Source organism: Micromonospora sp. WMMD734, from assembly GCF_049178975.1.
GTDB classification, from domain to species: Bacteria; Actinomycetota; Actinomycetes; order Mycobacteriales; family Micromonosporaceae; genus Micromonospora; species Micromonospora wenchangensis.
Window position 1 is genome coordinate 212844 of sequence record NZ_JBMHMK010000001.1, and the last position, 19469, is coordinate 232312.

Here is a 19469-nt window from a genome sequence, read left to right on the forward strand (position 1 = left end):
CGATCGGAGACCGGCACCGTCTCCGGCAGCCGAACAGCGTCCGGCGGACCGGGTGCCCGCCGCGCCGGCCCGTCGCCCGACCAGCGGGCAGGCTGTCCACACTGCGGAAACGGGGCGGGACGGTGCCCCACGGGACCGTCCACAGCGGGGTGCGGCCCGGCGTCGTGGCCCGGTCGGGTCGTGTCTGACTGGGCGACCGTGGCCTCCGTCGGTAATGCTGATCGCGTGACCACCCCGCAAGATCTCGACGACCGGTTCCGGGAGACCCTGGGCGCGTTGCCCGAGCCCGAGCGGCGGCGTGACCCCGGGCAACCCGTCCGGCCCGGTGCCGCGCTGACCGGGCGACAGGTGCTCGCCCTGTTCGACGCGCAGGTGACCAGCCGCCAGCTCGACCTGGCCGCGCGGTGGCTGCGCAGCTTCGACGAGGGCTTCTACACGATCGGCTCGGCCGGGCACGAGGCCAACGCGGCGGTGGCCGCCGCGCTGCGCCCCACCGACCCCGCCCTGCTGCACTACCGCTCCGGCGCGTTCTACTGCCTACGCGCCGCCCAGGCCGCCGGCGACTTCCCCGGCGGCGACGCCGGGACCGGCGGGGATCTCGCGGCGGCGACCGGTGACCCGGACGCCGACGACCAGCCGACGACCGGAGACCCCGACGGCGTCCATGAGCCGACCGACACCCCCGACGGCGTCCATGAGCCGACCGACACCCCCGACGGCGGCAGTCGGCCGGCCGACGTCCCCACCGACGGCGGCCACCCGGCGGTCGACGACGTCCCCGCGCCCGCCGGAGCGCACCACACCGGCCCGCCCGCCGCAGGTCCGGACGCCGGCTCCCGGCCCGGTCACCCGGACGCGCCCGGTTCCCCGGCGGTCACCGGGGCGTCGCACGCCGTCGCCGCGCCGCCCGGAGCCCCGGACGCCGCCGGCCCGTCGACCGGTCTGCCGGACGCCGTTGCCGCGTCGTCGGGAACCCCTGACGCCGGCCCGCCGGACGCGGACGCGGTCGACGGCCTCGCCGTGCCGCCGTCCCCGGCCGGAGCGGTCGCCTACCGGGTGGGTGCCGACGGCACCGCCGAGCCGGTGCCCCGCCAGCGGACCGCCACCCCGGTAGCAGCCGTCCCCACCGGTCAGACCGTCACGTCCGCCGGTTCCGCTCAGACCGTCATGTCCGCCGGTTCCGCCGCCGACCCGCCCGGCCCGGCGGGAGACCCGGCCGACGTCGGGCCCGGAACCTCCGTCGCCACCGGCCCTCGCCCCGAGCCGGCGGTGGCCGACCCGGCGGGCGGCCCGGACCGGGACGGATGGCAGGAGGCGTACGCCGGGGCGGCCCGGGACGTGCTGCGCGGCATGGTCGCCTCGACCCGGGACCCGATCGCCGGGGGCCGGCACAAGGTCTTCGGCCGCGCCGACCTGGCCGTGGTGCCGACCACCTCCACCATCGCCTCGCACCTGCCCCGGGCGGTCGGGTTGGGGCTGGCCGTGGAGCGGCTACGCCGGATGGACACCGCCGGCCGGCGCGACGACCCGGACGGCCCGCCGCGCTCGCCGTGGCCCCGGGACGCCATCGTCGTCTGTTCGTTCGGCGACGCCTCGGTCAACCACGCCAGCGCCACCGCCGCCTTCAACACCGCCGGCTGGTACGACCACACCGGCCTGCGGATCCCGGTGCTCTTCGTCTGCGAGGACAACGGCCTGGGCATCAGCGTCCGGTCACCGGAGGGCTGGGTGGAGCGGACCCTGCGGGCCCGGCCGGGGGTGCGGTACTTCACCGCCGACGGCACTGATCCGGTGGCCGTGCACGCGGTGGCCGCCGAGGCCGCCGGCTGGGTGCGGCGGCACCGTCGCCCGGCGGTGCTGCACCTGCGTACCGTGCGGTTGCTGGGCCACGCCGGTGCCGACGCCGAGCAGGCGTACCGCAGCACCGCCGAGATCGCCGCCGACGAGGCGCGCGACCCGGTGCTGGCCACCGCCCGGCTGCTCGTCGAGGCCGGGGTGGCCACCGGGGAGGAGTTGCTGGCCCGCTACGACGAGCGGGGCTGGCAGGTGCGACGGACCGCCGAGGAGGTGCTCGACGAGCCGAAGCTGGCCGCGGTGGCCGAGGTGGTGGCCCCGCTGTCGCCGCGCCGGCCGTCGCGGGTCGCCGCCGCCGTGGCGCAGGCCGCCCAGCGGGCGGCCGGACCGGACGCGGCCGGCCGGGCGGAGGCGTTCGGCGGCAAGCCGCCGGAACTGGCCGGCCCGTTGACCCTCGCGCAGAGCATCAACGCGGCCCTCGCCGACGGGATGCTCAGCCATCCGCAGTTGGCGGTCTTCGGCGAGGACGTCGCCGCCAAGGGCGGGGTGTACGGGGTGACCAAGGGGCTGCGGGAGCGGTTCGGGGCGGCCCGGGTCTTCGACACCCTGCTGGACGAGACGTCGGTGCTGGGGCTGGGGCTGGGCGCCGGGCTGGCCGGGATGCTGCCGGTGCCGGAGATCCAGTACCTGGCGTACCTGCACAACGCCGAGGACCAGTTGCGGGGCGAGGCGGCCACGTTGCAGTTCTTCTCGCAGGGGGCGTTCCGCAACCCGATGGTGGTGCGGGTGCCGGGGCTGGCGTACCAGGAGGGGTTCGGGGGGCACTTCCACAACGACAACTCGGTGGCCGTACTGCGGGACGTGCCCGGTCTGGTGGTCGCGGTGCCGGCGCGGCCGGACGAGGCCGGGCCGCTGCTGCGGACCTGCCTGGCCGCCGCGGTGGTGGACGGCACGGTCTCGGTGTTCCTGGAGCCGATCGCCCTCTACCACACTCGGGATCTGTACGAGGCTGGTGACGGTGAGTGGCTGGGCGCCTACGCTGAGCCGTCCGCCTGGGCTGCCGGTCACGCCCCGATCGGCCGGGCCCGGGTGTACGGCGTCGGCTCCGCCGAGGACGTCACCATCGTCACGTTCGGTAACGGGGTGCGGATGTCGCTGCGGGCGGCGTCGACCCTGGCCGACGAGGGGATCGGCTGCCGGGTGGTGGACCTGCGGTGGCTGGCTCCGCTGCCGGTGGCGGACCTGATCCGGGAGGCGTCGGTGACCGGGCGGGTGCTGGTGGTGGACGAGACGCGGCGCTCCGGCGGGGTGGGCGAGGGCATTCTCGCGGCGCTGGTCGACGCGGGATACGTGGGGGCGGCGCGGCGGGTGGCGGCAGTTGACTCGTTTGTACCATTAGGTCCGGCTGCCCGTCAGGTCCTGGTCTCCGAGGATGCCATTACCCAGGGTGCCCGTACGCTGCTGGCACGGTAAATTCCGTTCCACCCGGTGCGCCACTTGCGCGACGGACCACAACTGTGTGGACTCTGCCTGACGGCGTCACCGCGACGCCGCCGGGCAGGGACGAGATGAGGAGGCACGCGACAGTGAGCGCGACCGCTGGTCAGGCCGCCGACGGGGTACGTCTCCTGGCGGACCGGTTCGGGATCGAACCGGGCATGGTCGTCATGGAGATGGGGTACGACGAGGACGTCGACCAGGATCTCCGGGACGCCCTGACCGACCGCTGTGGAGAACTGGTCGACGAGGACACCGACGAGGTGGTCGACGCGGTGCTCGTCTGGTACCGCGACGGTGACGGTGACCTCTTCGAGCTCCTCGTCGACGCCCTCGGTCCGCTGGCCGACGCCGGAGTCGTGTGGCTGCTGACCCCGAAGGCCGGCCGGGACGGGCACGTCGAGCCGAGCGAGGTCGCCGAGTCGGCGCAGACCGCGGGGCTCCAGCAGACCTCGACCCTCAACGCCGGCAAGGACTGGAGCGGTGCCCGGCTCGTGCTGCGCCGCGGATCCAAGGGCCGCAAGTAGTAGGCCGTACGCGACTGAGCAATCCCGCACCCGGGGCATCGCCCACGGGTGTGGCAGGCTGGACCCACCTCAGACTCGACCCAAGGAGTTCGCATGCCGATCGAGGTTGGTGCCGAGGCACCCGACTTCCTGCTGAAGGACCAGAACAACCAGGAGGTACGGCTCTCGGACTACCGGGGCAACCGCACCGTGCTGCTGGTCTTCTACCCGCTCGCCTTCACCGGCATCTGCCAGGGCGAGCTGTGCGAGGTGCGGGACAACCTCAACGACTACGTCAACGACGACGTGCAGGTGCTCACCGTCAGCGTCGACTCGATCTACGCGCACAAGATCTGGGCCGAGAAGGAGGGCTACCAGTTCCCGCTGCTGGCCGACTTCTGGCCGCACGGGGCGGTCGCCCAGGCGTACGGCGTCTTCAACGACCTCGCCGGCATCGCCAACCGGGGCACCTTCGTCATCGACAAGGCCGGCATCGTCCGGTTCGCCGAGATGAACATGCCGGGTGAGGCGCGCGACCAGCAGAGCTGGCGCAAGGCCCTCGCCGACACGGTCGCCGCCTGACCGGTCTCCGGGCATACCGTTGCGACGGGCCGGCGGCCGGCAGGTAAGCTTGCCAGCCACCGGCCCGCCCGCACGGGCGTTCCGGGCGCGTAGCTCAGTGGGAGAGCACCCGCCTTACAAGCGGGGGGTCGCAGGTTCGAAACCTGCCGCGCCCACCCCGCACCACCGCGAACCCGCAGGTCACCGGCCCTGCCGACGCGCCCGTACCCCTCCCACCCCGCGCCCGTCCCGCCGCAGGTCCGCGGGGTCGCCGTCAGGGCGTCCCGGCCGGCCCGAGGCCCGGAGCAGGTCGGAGGAGACCCCGGTGAGCTATGCCGACGTCAACGGGCTGCGGCTCTGGTACGACGAACACGGTGACGGACCCCCGCTGGTGCTGCTGCACGGCGGCTACGGCGCGGCGGAGATGTTCGCCCCGATCCTGCCGGCGCTGGCCCACCGCCGTCGGGTGATCGCGGTCGACCTTCAGGGGCACGGTCGGACCGCCGACGTGGACCGTCCACTGCGCTACGAGACGATGGCCGACGACGTCGCCGCGCTGCTGCGGCACCTCGGCCTGCCCGGGGCGCAGCTGCTCGGCTACTCCCTGGGCGGCGGGGTGGCGCTGCGGACCGCCGTCCAGCATCCGGACCTGGTACGCCGGCTGGTGCTGGTCTCCACCCCGTTCCGGCGGCGGGGTTGGTATCCCGGGGTGCTGGCCGCCATGTCCGGCCAGGACGAGCGGGCCGGCGAACGGATGCGCGGCACGCCCCCGCACCAGCTCTACACGCGGATCGCCCCCCGGCCGCAGGACTGGCCGGTGCTCTGGGCCAAGACCGGTGACCTGCTCCGCCGCGAGTACGACTGGACACCGCAGGTGGCGGCGCTGGCCGTACCGACCCTGCTGGTCTTCGCCGACGCGGACGCGATCCCGGTCGCCCACATGGCCGAGTTCTACGGGCTGCTCGGCGGTGGGCACCGTGACCCGGGCGGCGACGGCACCTCGCGTCCGACCTCCCGCCTCGCGATCCTCCCCGGCCTCACCCACCAGGACATCCCCACCACCCCCCTGCTACCCCACCTCGTTCTCCCCTTCCTCACCCACCAACTCCACTGACCCCCGGCCTCTCTCCCCCCGCCCGCGCCCCTTCCACCGCCCGCCCGTCCGCGCCCTGCCTTCCACCGCCCGCCCGCGCCCTGCCTTCCATCGCCCATCCGCGCGCTGCCTTCCGTCGCCCGTCCGCGCGCTGCCTTCCGTCGCCCGTCCGCGTTGATCAAGAGGTTTGCGTCACGGAATCCGCTGGCGGTGACGCGAACCTCTTGATCAGCCAGCATTCTGCGGGCGGGAGAGGCGGTGGCGCAGCCAGGGCAGCAGAGCGTCGGCCTGGGCCTGCTGGAAGGCGCGGACGGTGGGAATGTTGGGCGGCGGCGGGCGGCGCGCGCTGTCGGTGAAGAAGCCGGCCAGCCCGGCGTAGAAACCGGTCAGGGCGGCCGGGTCGGCCCCGGCGGTGAGCGGCAGCCGGCGCAGCAGCGCCTCGGTGTCGTGCCCGCCGTGCAACCGTACGTTGACCAGCAGCAACGCCGTGTCCAGCCAGGCGGGGCCCCGGCAGGCCCACGGCCAGTCCACCACGGTGACCGTGCCGTCCGGGCCGATCAACAGGTTGTCGGCCCGCACGTCCAGATGGCACAGGGTGTCCCCGGTCAGCCCGGTCAGCCCCCGGTCGGCCGCCGCGCACAACTCGTCGAGGTGCCCGGCGACCCACGGGTCGAGCCGGGGCGGCGGGTCGGCGACGATCCGCCGCCAGCCGCCGAAATCGTGGGCCAGCCGTTCGGCGGCGGTCGGCGTGTCCGGCACCGGGTTCGGCGTGAGCGTCCCGGCCAGGGTTTCCAGCGTACGCAGCGTCAAGTCGAGTTCGGCGTCCCGCCAGGGGGTGTACGGGTGTCGTCCGTCCACGTCGGTCAACACGAGCGCCACCCACTCGCCGTCGTCGTGACACCCGAGCAGCCGGGGCGTCGGCGCGGCCGGGGGCAGCGCTGCGGTGTGCCGGGCCTCGGCGCGGTGCATCCGTGGGCTGTCCGGGTTCTGCGCCGGGCTGACCGCCTTGACGAACGCCCGTCGACCACCGGCGGTCCGCACCCGGTCGGCGGTGCCCGGGGAGTAGCCGCCAGGCTGGGAGACCGCCTCGACCACCCGGTCACCGATGATCCGCTCCACCGCGTGCCGGACATGCCCGGGCAGCTCATCCCACCCGATCCTGCCCCCGCCCGTACCCATACCCGCCATCCCCCCACCCTGGCGAGCACCCCCACCCCCAGCAACCCGATTACCCCACCCCCCCCACCCGCCCCCGGCCCAGCTCCCGCTCCCACCTCAGCCTCTGCTCCTCGCCCCGGCCCCCTCCGTGATCAAGAGCTTTACGTCAACAGCCCGTCCCGAACCGACGCAAACCTCTTGATCACCCCTCCGCCGTCGTCGATGTCTCCGTTGATCAAGAGGTTTGCGTCAGTCAAGCGGTACAGGTTGACGCAAACCTCTTGGTCAACCGCTGACTCCCTTGTTGTCCCTGTTGATCAAGAGGTTTGGGTCGGCCGGGCGGTGCAGGTTGACGCAAACCTCTTGGTCATCCGTCCACTCCCTCGTTGTCGCCGGCTGATCAAGAGGTTTGGGGCGGAAACAGCGGATGGGTTGACGCAAACCTCTTGATCGCCGGGGCCAGGGGTGGGGCCGGGGTGGGAGCCGGAGCGGTAGGGGAGCGGGGTCGGGGCATGGGTGGGGTGGGAGGGGGAATGCGCGGCGGGACGGTCCTGGGGAGGAGTGACGGATGAGGGGTCCCACCGGCTTGACCATCGGTGTGCTCGGCTCGTACGGCGGTCGGAACCTGGGGGACGAGGCGATCCTCACCGGTCTGCTGGCCGATCTGCGGGAGCAGGAGCCGAATGCGCGGATCATCGTGTTCTCCCGTAACCCGGCGCACACCGCGCTGGCCCATCCCGACGTCGAGGCGGTGCCCTGGGAGGGTGTCAGCCGGGTCGACTCGGCCGAGGTGCTCGGCCAACTCGACCTGCTGATTCTCGGCGGCGGCGGCATCCTGTACGACAAGGAAGCCCGCCGTTACCTGCGGGTGGTCCGGGTCGCCCAGGAACGCGGTCTGCCCCTGCTGACGTACGCGGTGGGTGTCGGTCCGCTCAACGACGGGGTGGACACCGGCATGGTCCGGGAGACGCTGGCCGGGGCGACCGAGGTGACCGTCCGCGACCAGGAGTCCCGGATGGTGCTGGAGGAGGCGGGACTGCTCAATCCGATCACCGTCACCGCCGACCCGGCGTTCCTGCTGGAGCCGGAGGACTTCCCCGCCCGGCTGCTGCGCGAGGAAGGGGTTCCCGCCGGAAAGCGGCTGGTCGGGCTGAGTGTCCGGGAGCCGGGGCGGGCGGCCGAACGACTGGACGTCGACGGGTACCATCGGTTGCTCGCCCAGATCGGCGACTTCCTGGTGCAGCGGATCGACGCGCACGTGCTGTTCGTCCCGATGGAACGCGACGACATCCGGCACTCGCACGGGGTGCTGTCCCACATGATCGCCGCCGACCGGGGGCGCATCCTGCACGGCGACTATTCGCCCCGGCAGGTGCTCGGCCTGATGAAGCACTTCGACCTGGCGGTCGGCATGCGGCTGCACTTCCTGATCTTCGCGGCGATGGTCGGTACCCCGTTCCTGCCCCTGCCGTACGCGGGGAAGGTCTTCGATCTTGCCCAGCGGCTCGGGGTGCCGGCGCTGCGCGGCGTGGAACGCGAGGTGGAGGGTCCGCTGCTGGCGGAGGTCGACAGGCTCTGGGACGAACGGGACGCCCGCCGCGAGGCCACCGCCCGCCGGGTCGCCGAGGTGTGCGACCAGGCCCGGGGTACCTCCCAGGTCACCCGTGCCGTACTGGACGGCCTGCGCTCGCGCACCCTGGCCCGGATGGCCGCCTGACCGGCGACCCCCGGATGGCCGCCTGACCGGCGACCCCAACGAAACGGACCGCCGTCACACTGGCGGACCTGACGGTCGGGACCGCCTTCACCGGCGGCCCCGACCGTCCGGTCCGCCCGACACCGGTGACCGGCACGACCAGGGCCGGCTCCGGCACGACCGGCACGACCAAGGCTGAGAAACCGGCACGATCAAGGCTGAGAACCGGCACGACCGGCACCGTCGGGGGCGGTCGTACCGGTCGGGTCAGACGGCCGGGCCGCGCCAGCGGTAGCGCCACTGGTCGCCAGCGGACTCCAACTCGTAGATCTGGGCGTCGACCAGACCCTGCGGGCCGAGGTGGTGGTGGGTCAGCGGGGGACGCTCGTTGCTGTCCAGCTCGACGTCGACCGCCTCGCCGTCAGCCGGGCCGTCCGCCAGGGGAATCCGTACCGTCGCAGCCATGCGCCCATCCTGCCAAGCCGGCCGCCGGCCCGCAGGGTTTGCCGGGGACGGCGGGTTCGCCGGGGGACAGCGGGACGGCACGGCCACCGCTATCGTCCGCTGATGACGGAAATCCAGATCGATCCGACGCTCGCCCCGGTGCTGGCCCGCACCGGCGACGAGCGGGCGGTGCTCGACGCGTTCCTCGATTTCCACCGGGCGATCGTGCTGCGCAAGGCACGGGGCCTGAGCGACGCCGAGGCGGCCCGCCGGCTGGTGCCGTCGGCCACCACCCTGGCCGGCATCCTGCAGCATCTCACCCTGGTCGAGCGGAACTGGTTCCCGTTCCTGCTCGATCCGGCCCCCGGCGACGTCTTCCCGACCTCCGAGGAGGACGCGGCGGCCAGTTTCGCCCTGGCCGAGGGGGAAACCCTCGACCAGCTCGCCGACGCCTATGAGCGGGCCTGCGCCCGGTCCCGTGAGCTGGCCGCCCGGTTCCCGCTGGACCATGTCGTGGCGCAGCCGCAGCTCGGCGAGGTGTCCCTACGTTGGATCATGGTGCACATGATCGAGGAAACCGCCCGGCACGCCGGCCACGCCGACATCCTCCGTGAGCTGACCGACGGCAGCACCGGCGCGGTCTGAGCGACGGTGACCGGCCCTCGCCCTATCCTGACCCCCGGGCGTCGACGAGGGGGAACGAGTGCTGGTCGTCCACGGGGTGTGGCTGGTCGGGGCCGGTCTGGCGGTGTGGGCGGAGGACTCGACCCGGCCGACCCGGGTGCCGCGCCGCCCCGGCCGGGCCCCGCGTGAGCGCCCCCACCCCTTCGCCGCCGACCCGGGCACCCTGACCGCGCTGCTCGGTGACCACCCACCCGGCACCGTGCCGCTCACCCTCCCCACCCGGGCGGGCGCACCGCTGCACTCGCCGGAGCTGGTCCCGGCCACCGTCGCGGAACCGGCCCGTGGCCCGGTCACCCTCGCCGCCTGGCGCACCCCCGTCCTCCGGTACGCCCCGGACGACGCGTTCGACCTGCTGCGTACCCTCGACGGGCTCGACGCCGTGGTGGGGGCCGACCTGCGGCACCTCGCCGAGCTGGCGGGTTTCGCGGTCGACCTGGTGGCCCGGGGCCGGCTGCTGCCCGGCGTGGCCGACCGCCCGCCCGGGGACGCGACAGCGGACCGGCGCTCGACCGTCCGTCGGGACTCCGACGGGCCGGTGGACCGGAGACCGGAAAAACGCGGTCTGGGGGACCGGACGCCGGACAGTGACGGGCCGGTGGACCGGCGGGCGGGCGGCCGGTCGACGGGGAAGGCGGTCGGGTGGGCGGTGTGGCGGCCCCTGCTCACCGGCGCGGACGCGGCCTGGGCCCGGTCGCTGGCCCTCGCCCTGCCCCCGGCGGTCCGTGCCGCCGTCGACCCCGGATGGCCCCCCGCCCGCCCGCGTCCCGATGCCGGGAGGCGGACGGGCCCCGAGGGGGTGCCCGCCTCGGCGCAGCGCGGGGCAGACGCACCGCCCGCCGGTGCCGGCCCGGCCGGTCGACCCGGCGTGCCCACCGGTGCCAGCGGCGTCGACGGGGCCGGTGGGCTGGTCGCGGACGCGCTGGATCTGCTCACCGATGCCGCCGCCCGCCGGGCGCTGGCCGACGTCGACCTGCTCCGGGGTGGGCGGCGCGACGGGGTGACGGCCGGGTGGCTGGCGGCACTGACCGGCCCGCAGCGACGGTTCACCGCCGAACCCGACGGGCTGGGCACCCTCCGCACCGAACTGGACGCCTGGCAGCGCGACGCCGTCGGCGGCCCGGTCCGGGCGAGTTTCCGGCTGGTGGAGCCGGCCGACGACGAGATCGTCGACACGCTGACCGTGGTGCCGGCCGACCCGTCGGCGGTCGTCGGGCAGGGGGGACGGTGGCGTATCGAGTTCGGTCTCCAGGCCGCCGACGAGCCGGGTCTGCACGTCGCCGCCGGTGATGTCTGGCGGCACCCGGAACGGCTGCCGGCGCTGGCCGGCCGCTGCGGCGATCCGCAGGAGACCCTGCTGGCCGAGTTGGGCCGGGCCGGGCGGCTCTGGCCGGAGCTGGACGGGGCCCTGCGCATCCCCGCCCCGGAACAGCTAGAGCTGGACGTCGAGGGGGCGCACCGGTTCCTGCGCGACGGCGCGCCGGTGCTGCACGCCGCCGGCTTCGGGGTGCTGCTGCCGTCCTGGTGGCGGCGGCCGGCGGCCCGGCTCGGTGCCCGGTTGCAGGCCCGCAGCCGCACCGCCCCGGGTACGGTCGCCACGGCCGGGGCGCTCGGGCTGGACGCGCTCGTCGACTACCGCTGGGAGGTGGCGCTCGGCGACGAGACGGTCGACGCCGACGAGTTGGCCGCGCTGGCCGCCCTGAAGACCCCGCTGGTGCGGTTGCGCGGCCGGTGGGTGGAGCTGGACCCGAAGCGGCTGGCCGCCGGCCTGCGGCTGCTGCGGTCCTCCGGCGAGCTGACAGTGGCCGACCTGCTGCGGATGGGGCTGGCCGGGGCGGACCGCCCGGAGGCCCTGCCGGTGCTCGAGGTGACCGCCGACGGCCCGCTCGGTGACCTGCTGGCGGGGCAGGCCGAACGGCGGCTCGTCCCGTTGGACCCGCCGCCGGCCTTCAAGGGCACCCTGCGGCCGTACCAGCGGCGCGGCCTGGCCTGGCTGGTGTTCCTCCAGTCGCTCGGGCTCGGCGGGGTGCTCGCCGACGACATGGGGTTGGGCAAGACGGTGCAGTTGCTGGCCCTGCTCGCCGGGGACCCGCCGGACGCCGGGCCGACCCTGCTGGTCTGTCCGATGTCGCTGGTCGGCAACTGGCAGCGGGAGGCGGCCCGGTTCACCCCCGGGTTGCGGGTGCACGTGCACCACGGCGCGGACCGGGCCCGGGACGACTCGTTCACCTCGGCGGTGCACGCCGCCGACCTGGTGCTCACCACCTACGCGGTGGCGGCGCGGGACGCGGTGGCGCTGGCGTCGGTCGGCTGGCACCGGGTGGTGGTCGACGAGGCCCAGGCGATCAAGAACGCGGCCACCCGGCAGGCCGAGGCGGTCCGGGCGCTGCCCGCCCGGCACCGGATCGCCGTCACCGGCACGCCTGTGGAGAACCGGCTGGCCGACCTGTGGTCGATCATGCAGTTCGCCAACCCCGGCCTGCTCGGCCCGGCCAGTAGTTTCCGCCAGTCGTACGCGGTGCCGATCGAGCGGCACGGCGACGCCGAGGCGGCGGCCCGGCTGCGCCGGGTCACCGGCCCGTTCGTGCTACGGCGGCTCAAGACCGACTCCTCGATCATCAGTGACCTGCCGGAGAAGCTGGAGATGGAGGTGGTCTGCAACCTCACCGCCGAGCAGGCGTCGCTCTACCGGGCGGTCGTCGACGAGATGCTGGCCAGGATCGAGTCGAGCGACGGGATGGAACGCCGGGGCCTGGTGCTGGCCACGATGACCCGGCTCAAGCAGGTCTGCAACCATCCGGCCCAGCTGCTGCACGACGGCTCGCCGCTGGCCGGGCGTTCGGGCAAGCTGCAACGGTTGGAGGAGATCGTCGACGAGGTGCTCGCGGCCGGCGAGAAGGCCCTACTGTTCACCCAGTACGCCGAGTTCGGCGCGCTGCTGCGCGGCCACCTGTCGGCCCGCTTCGGCCGGGAGGTGCTCTACCTGCACGGCGGGGTCGGCAAGGCCGAGCGGGACGACCTGGTCACCCGGTTCCAGTCCCCGGACGGCCCGGCCCTGTTCGTGCTCTCCCTGAAGGCCGGCGGCACCGGGCTGACCCTGACCGCCGCCAACCACGTGGTGCACGTCGACAGGTGGTGGAACCCGGCGGTGGAGGACCAGGCCACCGACCGGGCGTTCCGGATCGGCCAGCGACGGCGGGTGCAGGTCCGCAAGTTCGTCTGCGCCGGCACCGTCGAGGAGAAGGTGGCCGCGATGATCGCCGACAAGCGGGGGCTGGCCGCGTCGGTGGTGGGCAGCGGCGAACAGTGGGTCACCGAGTTGTCCACCGGGCAACTGCGGGAGCTGTTCACGCTCGACGCCGGGGCGGTGGTCGAATGACCCCCCGACCGGCCGGCACCGGGCCGGACGACCCGACGCCGACGGGCCGGTACGCCGACTTCGGTCCGGCCCTGCGGGTCGACGGCGGGCTGCGGGCACGTAGCACCCGGGGCGCGATCGGGGTCTCCTGGTGGTCCCGACGCTTCCTGGAGGTGCTGGAGTCGTTCGCGTTGGGCACCCGGCTCACCCGGGGCCGGGCGTACGCGCGCCGGGGGCAGGTGCTGCGGCTCGACGTGTCACCCGGGCGGGTCGAGGCGAGCGTGCAGGGTTCCCGGCCCCGGCCGTACCCGGTGACGATCGCCCTGCCACCGTTTCCGGACGCGCTCTGGGACCGGGTCGAACGGGAGCTGGCCGGGCAGGCGTTCTTCAGCGCCCGGCTGCTCGCCGGTGACCTGCCGGCCGAGCTGGAGGAGGTGTTCGCCGCTGCGGGCGCGCCCCTGTTCCCCCGGTCGGTGGGGGAGCTGACCCAGCGCTGCGGCTGCCCCGACGTGGCGGTGCCGTGCAAGCATCTGGCGGCGACGTTCTACCTGCTCGCCGAGGCGTTCGACGCCGACCCGTTCCAGTTGCTGCACTGGCGGGGCCGCAGCCGCGACGCGTTGCTGGGCCGGCTGCGTACCCTCCGGGCCGACGCGGTCGGGTCGGCCGCGCCCACCGGGCGGGACGCCGGCATGCCCGGCCCGACGCCGTCGGTGGTGGACGGTGCGCCGGGCGGGCCGCCGGCTGCGGTGGCGGGGGCGGCCCGGGTGCTCGCCGACATGCCCGACGCGCCGCCCACCGAGGCGATGGACCGGTTCTGGGTGTCGCCGGTGCCGCTGCCGGACCGGCCGCCCATCCTGGCCACCGGCCCGGAGCTGCTGCTGCGGCAGCTCGGCGCGCCCGCTGCGGCGATCGGCGGCCCCGGCCTGCTGGAACGTCTGCGCCGGGCCTACCAGGCCCTCGACCCGGGCTGACCCGGCGCGGTCATGATCGACACCAGTGGGGCGATGTCGGGGTGTCCCGTCGCCTGCGATCCCGCATCATCGCGCCCCTGGTGTCGATCATGGCGTGGGCCGGTGCCGGCGGTGGTGCCGATCATGGCGCGGGTCAGCGCCAGCGGTGCCGGAAGTGCCACATCAGGCCGGTGTTGGCCGCCAGGACGACGACGCACGCCGCACCCGCCGTCCGTCCGGCCAGGACGGTCATCGCGGGCAGCGACGCCCACAGGACGACCGTCAGCAGCATCAGCCAGCGCCCGCGTCGGGCCCGGATCCGATGGTCGAGTCGTGCGAAGAACCTCGGATCGCTCTCCCGCAACTGCCGGGTGATCTGTTCGAACCTGCGCTGATCCTCTTTGCTGAGCATGGCGGTGCCTTCCCCTCAGGCTTCAGCGGTTCGGCGGCTTACCCGCTGCGGCGGCCGGTCACGCCCTGCTGCTGCTACTTTCCCGCCCCGGACACCCTCGGCGGGCGGGCCGACCCTCGCCGGGGACGGGCCGTCCGAAACCGGGCCGGCGGGCCGCCCGCAACCGGGTCGGCGGGTGCGGAGCACCTCAATACCGGCTTACCGGCGGCTTAAGTTTCGCTGTGCCGGTGAACGCCACGTCCCGTGACACGTACCGCCAAAACGGTACGGCGGGGCCGCGGCCGGACACGTCGTCCCTGCTCGGGACGGTGCGGTCCGGCCGGGGTGGAACCACCCGGCCGGCACCCTCGCACAGCGGCACCTTAAGTGCCCCCGCCGACGGCCCTGACCAGCCTTGTCGGCAGCTCAGCCCTTGACTACCTTCCCGTGGCAACTCCTCCGGCAGCCGCCGCCGCACCCGCCCCCGGTCGCAGCGGTACGGCGCATCGAAAGAAAACGGGACCGGTACATGGCCGACCAGAACGTGCCACCGCATCGACCGCACACCCCCGGCGGGCACACCCCGGCGTACGAGGTCACGGCCGCGCCGTACGGGCCGCCGCCGGTGTCCCGGGGCCCGCAGTGGGTGGGGCCCGAGGGGTTGGGCCGGCAGGCGTTCCACCAGCCGGCCGGTACCGGACTGCCCCATCTGGACGACGACGGCGACGACCGCGACCGGGTCGGCCGGCGGCGCGCCCTGGTCGCGTTGGGCGGCACCGCCGCCGTGGTGGCCGGTGGCGCGGCGCTGGCGCTGAGTCCCCAGGTGCGGGGCCTGTTCGGCGACGACGCCGCCGGTGACGCCACCGGCGCGACCACCACCGACGGCACGCCGGCCCGCCCGAGCGGCCAGCAGCCCAGCACGGTACGCACCTACACCGAGCAGAACGAGAGCTACATGGGCTCCCGGGCCGGTGCGGCGCTGAAGCGGAACTCGCCCAGCGGTGGCCGGACCTTCTCCGGCCCGGCCGACGCGGCGGCGCATACCCCGGTGACGGTGAAGACGGTGCTGGCCAAGGACCCGGTCCGGCACCTGGCCAGCCGGGCCACCTTCGGGGCCACCCCGAAGGTGCTCGCCGACATCCGTCGGATGGGCATCGACGCCTGGGTGCGTCAGCAGCTCGACCCGGAGAAGATCGCGCCGAGCGCCGCCGAGCTGAAGCTCGCCGAGCTGCCCACCCTCGCCCTGACCAGCCAGCAGGTACGCGACCAGCGGGAGCAGCTCAACGAGCGGGGCGCGCAGCCGGAGAAGGAGATGGTCGACGGCACGCTGGCCCGGCAGATCTGGTCGGAACGGCAGCTCTACGAGGTGATGGTCGACTTCTGGAACGACTTCCTGCACGTCGCGGCGGACTTCGACGGCGGTGAGGCGTACCGGAACTCGTTCGACCGGGACGTGATCCGCAAGCACGCCATGGGCAGCTACCCGGACATGCTGGTGGCGGCGAACAAGCACCCGGCGCTGCTGCTCTACCTCAACCAGAACGACTCCCGCGCCGACGCGGTCAACGAGAACCTGGCCCGGGAGAACCTGGAGCTGTACTCGGTCGGGGTCGACGGCGGCTACACCGAGAAGGACGTCCGGCAGGCCGCCCTGCTCCAGACCGGCCGGGGCGTCGACGACGGAAAGTACGTCTTCCGCCACGACCGGCACTACCGGGGCAAGGTGAAGATCCTCGGCTTCAGCCACCCCAACGACTCGACCGACCCGAAGAAGGCCGACCAGGTCATCGACGCGTACCTCACCTACCTCGCGCTGCACCCGTCGACCGCCAGGTACGTGGCCCGCAGCCTGGCCACCCGGTTCGTCTCGGACACCCCGCCGAAGTCCCTGGTGGACCGGCTCACCCAGATCTACATCGTCAACAAGGGCTCGGTGAAGCCGCTGCTGATGTCGCTGTTCAGCTCCTCGGAGTTCTGGGCGGCGGTCGGCCAGAAGGTCCGCCGGCCGATGGAGTACCTGGTCGCCACCTACCGGACGCTGGGCGTCGGACCGCAGGCCGGGCCGGGTTTCCGGCAGGGCGACAGCAAGCGCACCGCGTTCGCCCAGGGGCTGCGCCAGATCCACGACAAGCTGCGCGAGCTGGGCCAGTACCCGATGGGCCAGCCCACCCCCGACGGCTACCCGGACGTCTACGTCGCCTGGACGTCGGCCGGGACGATGGTCAACGGGTGGAACGAGGCCGCCGACCTGATCGCCGGCCGCCGCACCCAGTTCACCTACACCAGGCCGGAGAAGCTGGTGGCCAGGCCACCGTCGACCGCCGGGGCGTACGTGGACGCGTTGGCGCAGCGGCTGGTGCACCAGAAGCTGTCGACCCGGGAGCGGAACCTGATCCTCGGGGTGGCCGGCGTGTCCGCCACCGCCAAGGTCGACGCCACGTTCGACGGGGCGATCGCCGCCGTCGCGCGGGCGATCCTCGCGTCCCCCCAGCACCACCTGCGGTGAGGCAGACGATGGAGAAGCCGGTGACGCACCCGATGGAGAAGACCGTGCCCGCGTTCCCCCTGCACCCCGAGTGCCCCGACCTGCGTCGGCTCGCCGACGACCCGGCGCAGGCGCTGCTGCGCGCCGAGGCCGACATCGTCGCCGCCGAGAACGCCGCCGAGGCCGACCGCTACCGCCGACTGGAGGACCTGGAGGAGGCCCAGCAGGACGGGCGCGGGGTGACCCGACGGACCTTCGTCGCCGGGGCCGCCGCCACCGCCACCGCGCTGGCCACCGCCCAGTTCGTCACCACCTCCGCGTCGTTCGCGGCGACGAGGACCGGCACCCTGATCCACGTGTTCCTCTACGGCGGGCTGGACGGGCTGAGCCTGGTCGCCCCGGCCGACGACCCGGTGCTGGCCAAGGCCCGCCCCGACCTGCTGCTCGGCGACGACTCACTGGCCCTGGGCCGGGGCTTCAAGCTGACCAGCGCGTTCGCCCCGCTGGAGAAGTGGCTCAAGGCCGGCCAGCTCGGCTTCGTCCCGGCGGCCTCCGACGAACGGCTGTCCCGCAGCCACTTCCAGGCCGCCGACGCCTGCAACCTGGGCGGCCTGCCCAACGAGACCGGTGGCCGGGGCTGGCTGGACAGCCTGGTCGACTCCCTCGGCAAGGGCACCGCGTTCCGCAGCGTCGGCATCGGCAGCACCCTGCCCCGCTCGCTGGTCGGCACCAACGGCGCGCTGTCGCTCAACAGCGTCGGCTCGCTGCGGCTCAACGGCGACGACCGCTACCGGGCGGCCACCGAGAAGGCGATCCGGGGCCTGTTCACCGGGATCAACCACCCGGTGGAGGAGGCGGTGATCGAGGGGATGGGCGCCTTGTCGACCGCCCAGCAGCTCGCCGCGAAGCCGTACCAGCCGGCGGAGGGCGTGAAGTACGAGGGCGTCGGCTACGCCTTCGGGCAGCTCGCCCAGCTGATCAAGGGCGGGGCGAACGTCCGGGTCGCCACGGTCGGGATGGGCGGCTACGACACCCACGAGAACCAGGGCACCCGCTCCGGTGGCCAGTTGCACCGACGCCTCGGCGAGCTGGCCACCGCGATGGCCGCCTTCTTCACCGACCTGGGCGACCGGGCCGCCGACGTCACCATCATGGTGTCCAGCGAGTTCGGCCGTCGGGTCGCCTCCAACGGCGGCGGCACCGACCACGGCCACGGCGGGGTGGTCACCATCCTGTCCGGGCGTAAGCTCGCCGGCTCACTGCTGGGCCGCTGGGACGGGCTGGGCGATCTGGACTCGGGGGACGTCCCCGAGTACAACAACATGTTCGACGTCTACGGCGCGGTGGCGCAGGGCCGGTTCGGGCTGACCACCGCCCAGGTCGACCGGATCTTCCCGCGGCGCAAGTACACCCCGATGAAGCTCTACGCGTGACCTACCGGGACACGCACGCCGCCGGTCGGCGTACCCGGGAGCCGTCCCGGTACGCCGGCCGGCCGGCTGCGTCCGTATCCCCGCCGCCGGCCCGGCCCCGGCGTGGGTCCGCCGGCCGGCGGGTGCTGTCCGGGCTGTTCTGGGCCGGTCTGGTGGCCGCGGTGCTGCCGTGGTGGCTGGACACCCCGGCCGGCTCGCTGACCGGCACCGCCGACGTGCTCACCGCCGCCGGTCGGGTCACCGGCCTGGTCGCCGGCTACCTGCTGCTGGTGCAGGTGCTGATGATGAGCCGCCTCGGCGTGCTGGAACGCGGGGTCGGCGGCGAGCGGCTGTCCCGGGTGCACCGGGATCTCGGCGCGACGCTGCTGGTGGCGGTGCTGGCGCACCTGTCGCTGCTGGTGGTCGGCTACGCGCGGACCCAGGGCAACCCGGTCACCGCCCAGCCGGGGGTGCTGCTGCGCGACTTCGACGACATGGTGTCCGCGTTCGCCGCGGCGGGCATCCTGGTGCTGGTCGGCGGCACCGGCATCCGGGCGGTCCGCCGGGCGCTGCCCTACGAACTCTGGTACCACCTGCACCTGACCAGCTACCTGGCGCTGCTGCTCGGCTTCGGCCACCAGTTCAGCAACGGCGCGCAGCTCTTCCCGCCCGGCCCGGTCCGCACCGGCTGGATTGCCGCATATCTGCTGGTCGCCGCCGCCCTGGTGTGGGGTCGGCTGGTCGCGCCGGTGCTGCTCAACCTGCGGCACCGGCTGCGGGTGGCCGACGTGGTGGCGGAGAGCCCGGACACCGTCTCGATCTACCTGACCGGCCGCCGGCTGCACCAGCTCGACCCGCTCGGCGGGCAGTACCTGCGCTGGCGGTTCCTGGCCCGGGGCTGCTGGTGGCAGTCGCACCCGTTCTCGCTCTCCGCCGCCGCGAACGGCCGCTGGCTGCGGCTGACCGTGAAGGTGGTCGGCGGGCACACCAGGGACCTGCGTGACCTCGACCCGGGCACCCGGGTCTGGGCGGAGGGGCCGTCGGGCACGTTCACCGCCGCGCACCGGACCCGGGACCGGGCCCTGCTGATCGCCGGCGGCAGCGGCATCGGCCCGTTGCGGGCGATGCTTGAGGAACTGCCCGCCGGCGCGGCCCTGATCTACCGGGCCCGCACCCCGGCCGACGTGCTGTTGCAGCACGAGCTGGACTGGTTGGCCCAGGCCCGGCGGACTGACGTCTGGTACGTCGTCGGCTCCCGCGACGACGCCGGTCCCCGCCAGGTGATGAACCCGGACGGGCTGCGCCGGCTGGTGCCCGACCTGACCCGCCGCGACGTCTACCTGTGCGGGCCGCAGGGGCTGGTCGACTCCTCGGTGCGGATGCTCCGGCAGGCCGGCGTGCCCCGCCGGCAGATCCACCTCGCCCCGTTCGAGCTGTAGGAGG

14 protein-coding genes and 1 tRNA gene are annotated in these 19469 nt (G+C 74.1%); 12 read left to right on the forward strand and 3 right to left on the reverse strand.

What is annotated here, in order from left to right; all coding sequences use genetic code 11:
• Window positions 1-225: 225 nt before the first annotated feature.
• From ACN267_RS00990 to ACN267_RS01010, 5 genes are all read left to right on the forward strand, one after another.
• Window positions 226-3267: a thiamine pyrophosphate-dependent enzyme gene (locus ACN267_RS00990; RefSeq protein ID WP_421487708.1), complete on the forward strand. Its 3042-nt coding sequence runs from the start codon at window positions 226-228 to the stop codon at window positions 3265-3267.
• Between the two features lie 113 nt (window positions 3268-3380).
• Entirely contained in the window at window positions 3381-3818 is a 438-nt protein-coding gene (locus ACN267_RS00995; RefSeq protein WP_067315614.1) for a DUF3052 domain-containing protein, read from the forward strand.
• A gap of 93 nt (window positions 3819-3911) precedes the next feature.
• On the forward strand, window positions 3912-4379 hold the full coding sequence (locus ACN267_RS01000; RefSeq protein ID WP_204959437.1) for a peroxiredoxin: 468 nt from the start codon (window positions 3912-3914) through the stop codon (window positions 4377-4379).
• A gap of 83 nt (window positions 4380-4462) precedes the next feature.
• Window positions 4463-4534: transfer RNA gene (locus ACN267_RS01005), tRNA-Val, on the forward strand.
• A gap of 149 nt (window positions 4535-4683) precedes the next feature.
• Window positions 4684-5472, forward strand: a complete 789-nt coding sequence (locus tag ACN267_RS01010) for an alpha/beta fold hydrolase (RefSeq protein WP_421487709.1) — start codon at window positions 4684-4686, stop codon at window positions 5470-5472.
• A gap of 207 nt (window positions 5473-5679) precedes the next feature.
• Here the strand turns inward: ACN267_RS01010 and ACN267_RS01015 are convergent, their stop codons facing one another.
• A complete protein-coding gene (locus ACN267_RS01015) occupies window positions 5680-6639 on the reverse strand; it encodes a phosphotransferase family protein (protein ID WP_421487710.1) in 960 nt (319 codons plus the stop codon).
• Between the two features lie 538 nt (window positions 6640-7177).
• Between ACN267_RS01015 and ACN267_RS01020 the strand changes: the two genes are divergently transcribed.
• A complete protein-coding gene (locus tag ACN267_RS01020) occupies window positions 7178-8326 on the forward strand; it encodes a polysaccharide pyruvyl transferase family protein (protein ID WP_204959434.1) in 1149 nt (382 codons plus the stop codon).
• 246 nt (window positions 8327-8572) lie between these two features.
• Here ACN267_RS01020 and ACN267_RS01025 read toward each other — a convergent pair whose 3' ends face one another.
• The gene (locus tag ACN267_RS01025) at window positions 8573-8770 is read right to left on the reverse strand and encodes a hypothetical protein (RefSeq protein ID WP_088644837.1); all 198 of its coding nucleotides are present in this window, start codon (window positions 8768-8770) and stop codon (window positions 8573-8575) included.
• A 102-nt stretch (window positions 8771-8872) separates the two neighbouring features.
• Between ACN267_RS01025 and ACN267_RS01030 the strand changes: the two genes are divergently transcribed.
• From ACN267_RS01030 to ACN267_RS01040, 3 genes are read left to right on the forward strand one after another with little or no spacing between them, the layout of a single operon-like run.
• The gene (locus tag ACN267_RS01030) at window positions 8873-9394 is read left to right on the forward strand and encodes a DinB family protein (RefSeq protein WP_281895269.1); all 522 of its coding nucleotides are present in this window, start codon (window positions 8873-8875) and stop codon (window positions 9392-9394) included.
• A 58-nt stretch (window positions 9395-9452) separates the two neighbouring features.
• Entirely contained in the window at window positions 9453-12809 is a 3357-nt protein-coding gene (locus ACN267_RS01035; protein ID WP_421487711.1) for an SNF2-related protein, read from the forward strand.
• Window positions 12806-13759 carry a hypothetical protein gene (locus ACN267_RS01040; RefSeq protein WP_421487712.1) on the forward strand — a complete coding sequence of 318 codons (954 nt, stop codon included), beginning with the start codon at window positions 12806-12808 and terminating at the stop codon, window positions 13757-13759. The genes ACN267_RS01035 and ACN267_RS01040 overlap by 4 nt, the downstream gene beginning before the upstream one ends.
• Window positions 13760-13892: 133 nt before the next feature.
• On the opposite strand, the gene ACN267_RS01045 is transcribed toward ACN267_RS01040, so the two are convergent.
• Window positions 13893-14150, reverse strand: a complete 258-nt coding sequence (locus ACN267_RS01045) for a DUF3040 domain-containing protein (protein ID WP_421487713.1) — start codon at window positions 14148-14150, stop codon at window positions 13893-13895.
• A gap of 508 nt (window positions 14151-14658) precedes the next feature.
• Here ACN267_RS01045 and ACN267_RS01050 point away from each other — a divergent pair.
• From ACN267_RS01050 to ACN267_RS01060, 3 genes are read left to right on the forward strand one after another with little or no spacing between them, the layout of a single operon-like run.
• Window positions 14659-16635: a DUF1800 domain-containing protein gene (locus tag ACN267_RS01050; protein WP_421487714.1), complete on the forward strand. Its 1977-nt coding sequence runs from the start codon at window positions 14659-14661 to the stop codon at window positions 16633-16635.
• 20 nt (window positions 16636-16655) lie between these two features.
• The gene (locus ACN267_RS01055) at window positions 16656-18047 is read left to right on the forward strand and encodes a DUF1501 domain-containing protein (RefSeq protein WP_307821280.1); all 1392 of its coding nucleotides are present in this window, start codon (window positions 16656-16658) and stop codon (window positions 18045-18047) included.
• Entirely contained in the window at window positions 18044-19465 is a 1422-nt protein-coding gene (locus tag ACN267_RS01060) for a ferric reductase-like transmembrane domain-containing protein (protein ID WP_421487715.1), read from the forward strand. The genes ACN267_RS01055 and ACN267_RS01060 overlap by 4 nt, the downstream gene beginning before the upstream one ends.
• The last annotated feature ends 4 nt before the right edge of the window (window positions 19466-19469 follow it).

What these genes read in the sequence shown, in the direction of transcription:
- ACN267_RS01025 (WP_088644837.1), bottom strand. Translation starts at nt 8,770, where the DNA reads ATGGCTGCGACGGTACGGATTCCCCTGGCGGACGGCCCGGCTGACGGC.
- ACN267_RS01040 (WP_421487712.1), top strand. Translation starts at nt 12,806, where the DNA reads ATGACCCCCCGACCGGCCGGCACCGGGCCGGACGACCCGACGCCGACG.
- ACN267_RS01050 (WP_421487714.1), top strand. Translation starts at nt 14,659, where the DNA reads ATGGCCGACCAGAACGTGCCACCGCATCGACCGCACACCCCCGGCGGG.
- ACN267_RS01020 (WP_204959434.1), top strand. Translation starts at nt 7,178, where the DNA reads ATGAGGGGTCCCACCGGCTTGACCATCGGTGTGCTCGGCTCGTACGGC.
- ACN267_RS01015 (WP_421487710.1), bottom strand. Translation starts at nt 6,639, where the DNA reads ATGGCGGGTATGGGTACGGGCGGGGGCAGGATCGGGTGGGATGAGCTG.
- ACN267_RS01000 (WP_204959437.1), top strand. Translation starts at nt 3,912, where the DNA reads ATGCCGATCGAGGTTGGTGCCGAGGCACCCGACTTCCTGCTGAAGGAC.
- ACN267_RS01030 (WP_281895269.1), top strand. Translation starts at nt 8,873, where the DNA reads ATGACGGAAATCCAGATCGATCCGACGCTCGCCCCGGTGCTGGCCCGC.
- ACN267_RS01045 (WP_421487713.1), bottom strand. Translation starts at nt 14,150, where the DNA reads ATGCTCAGCAAAGAGGATCAGCGCAGGTTCGAACAGATCACCCGGCAG.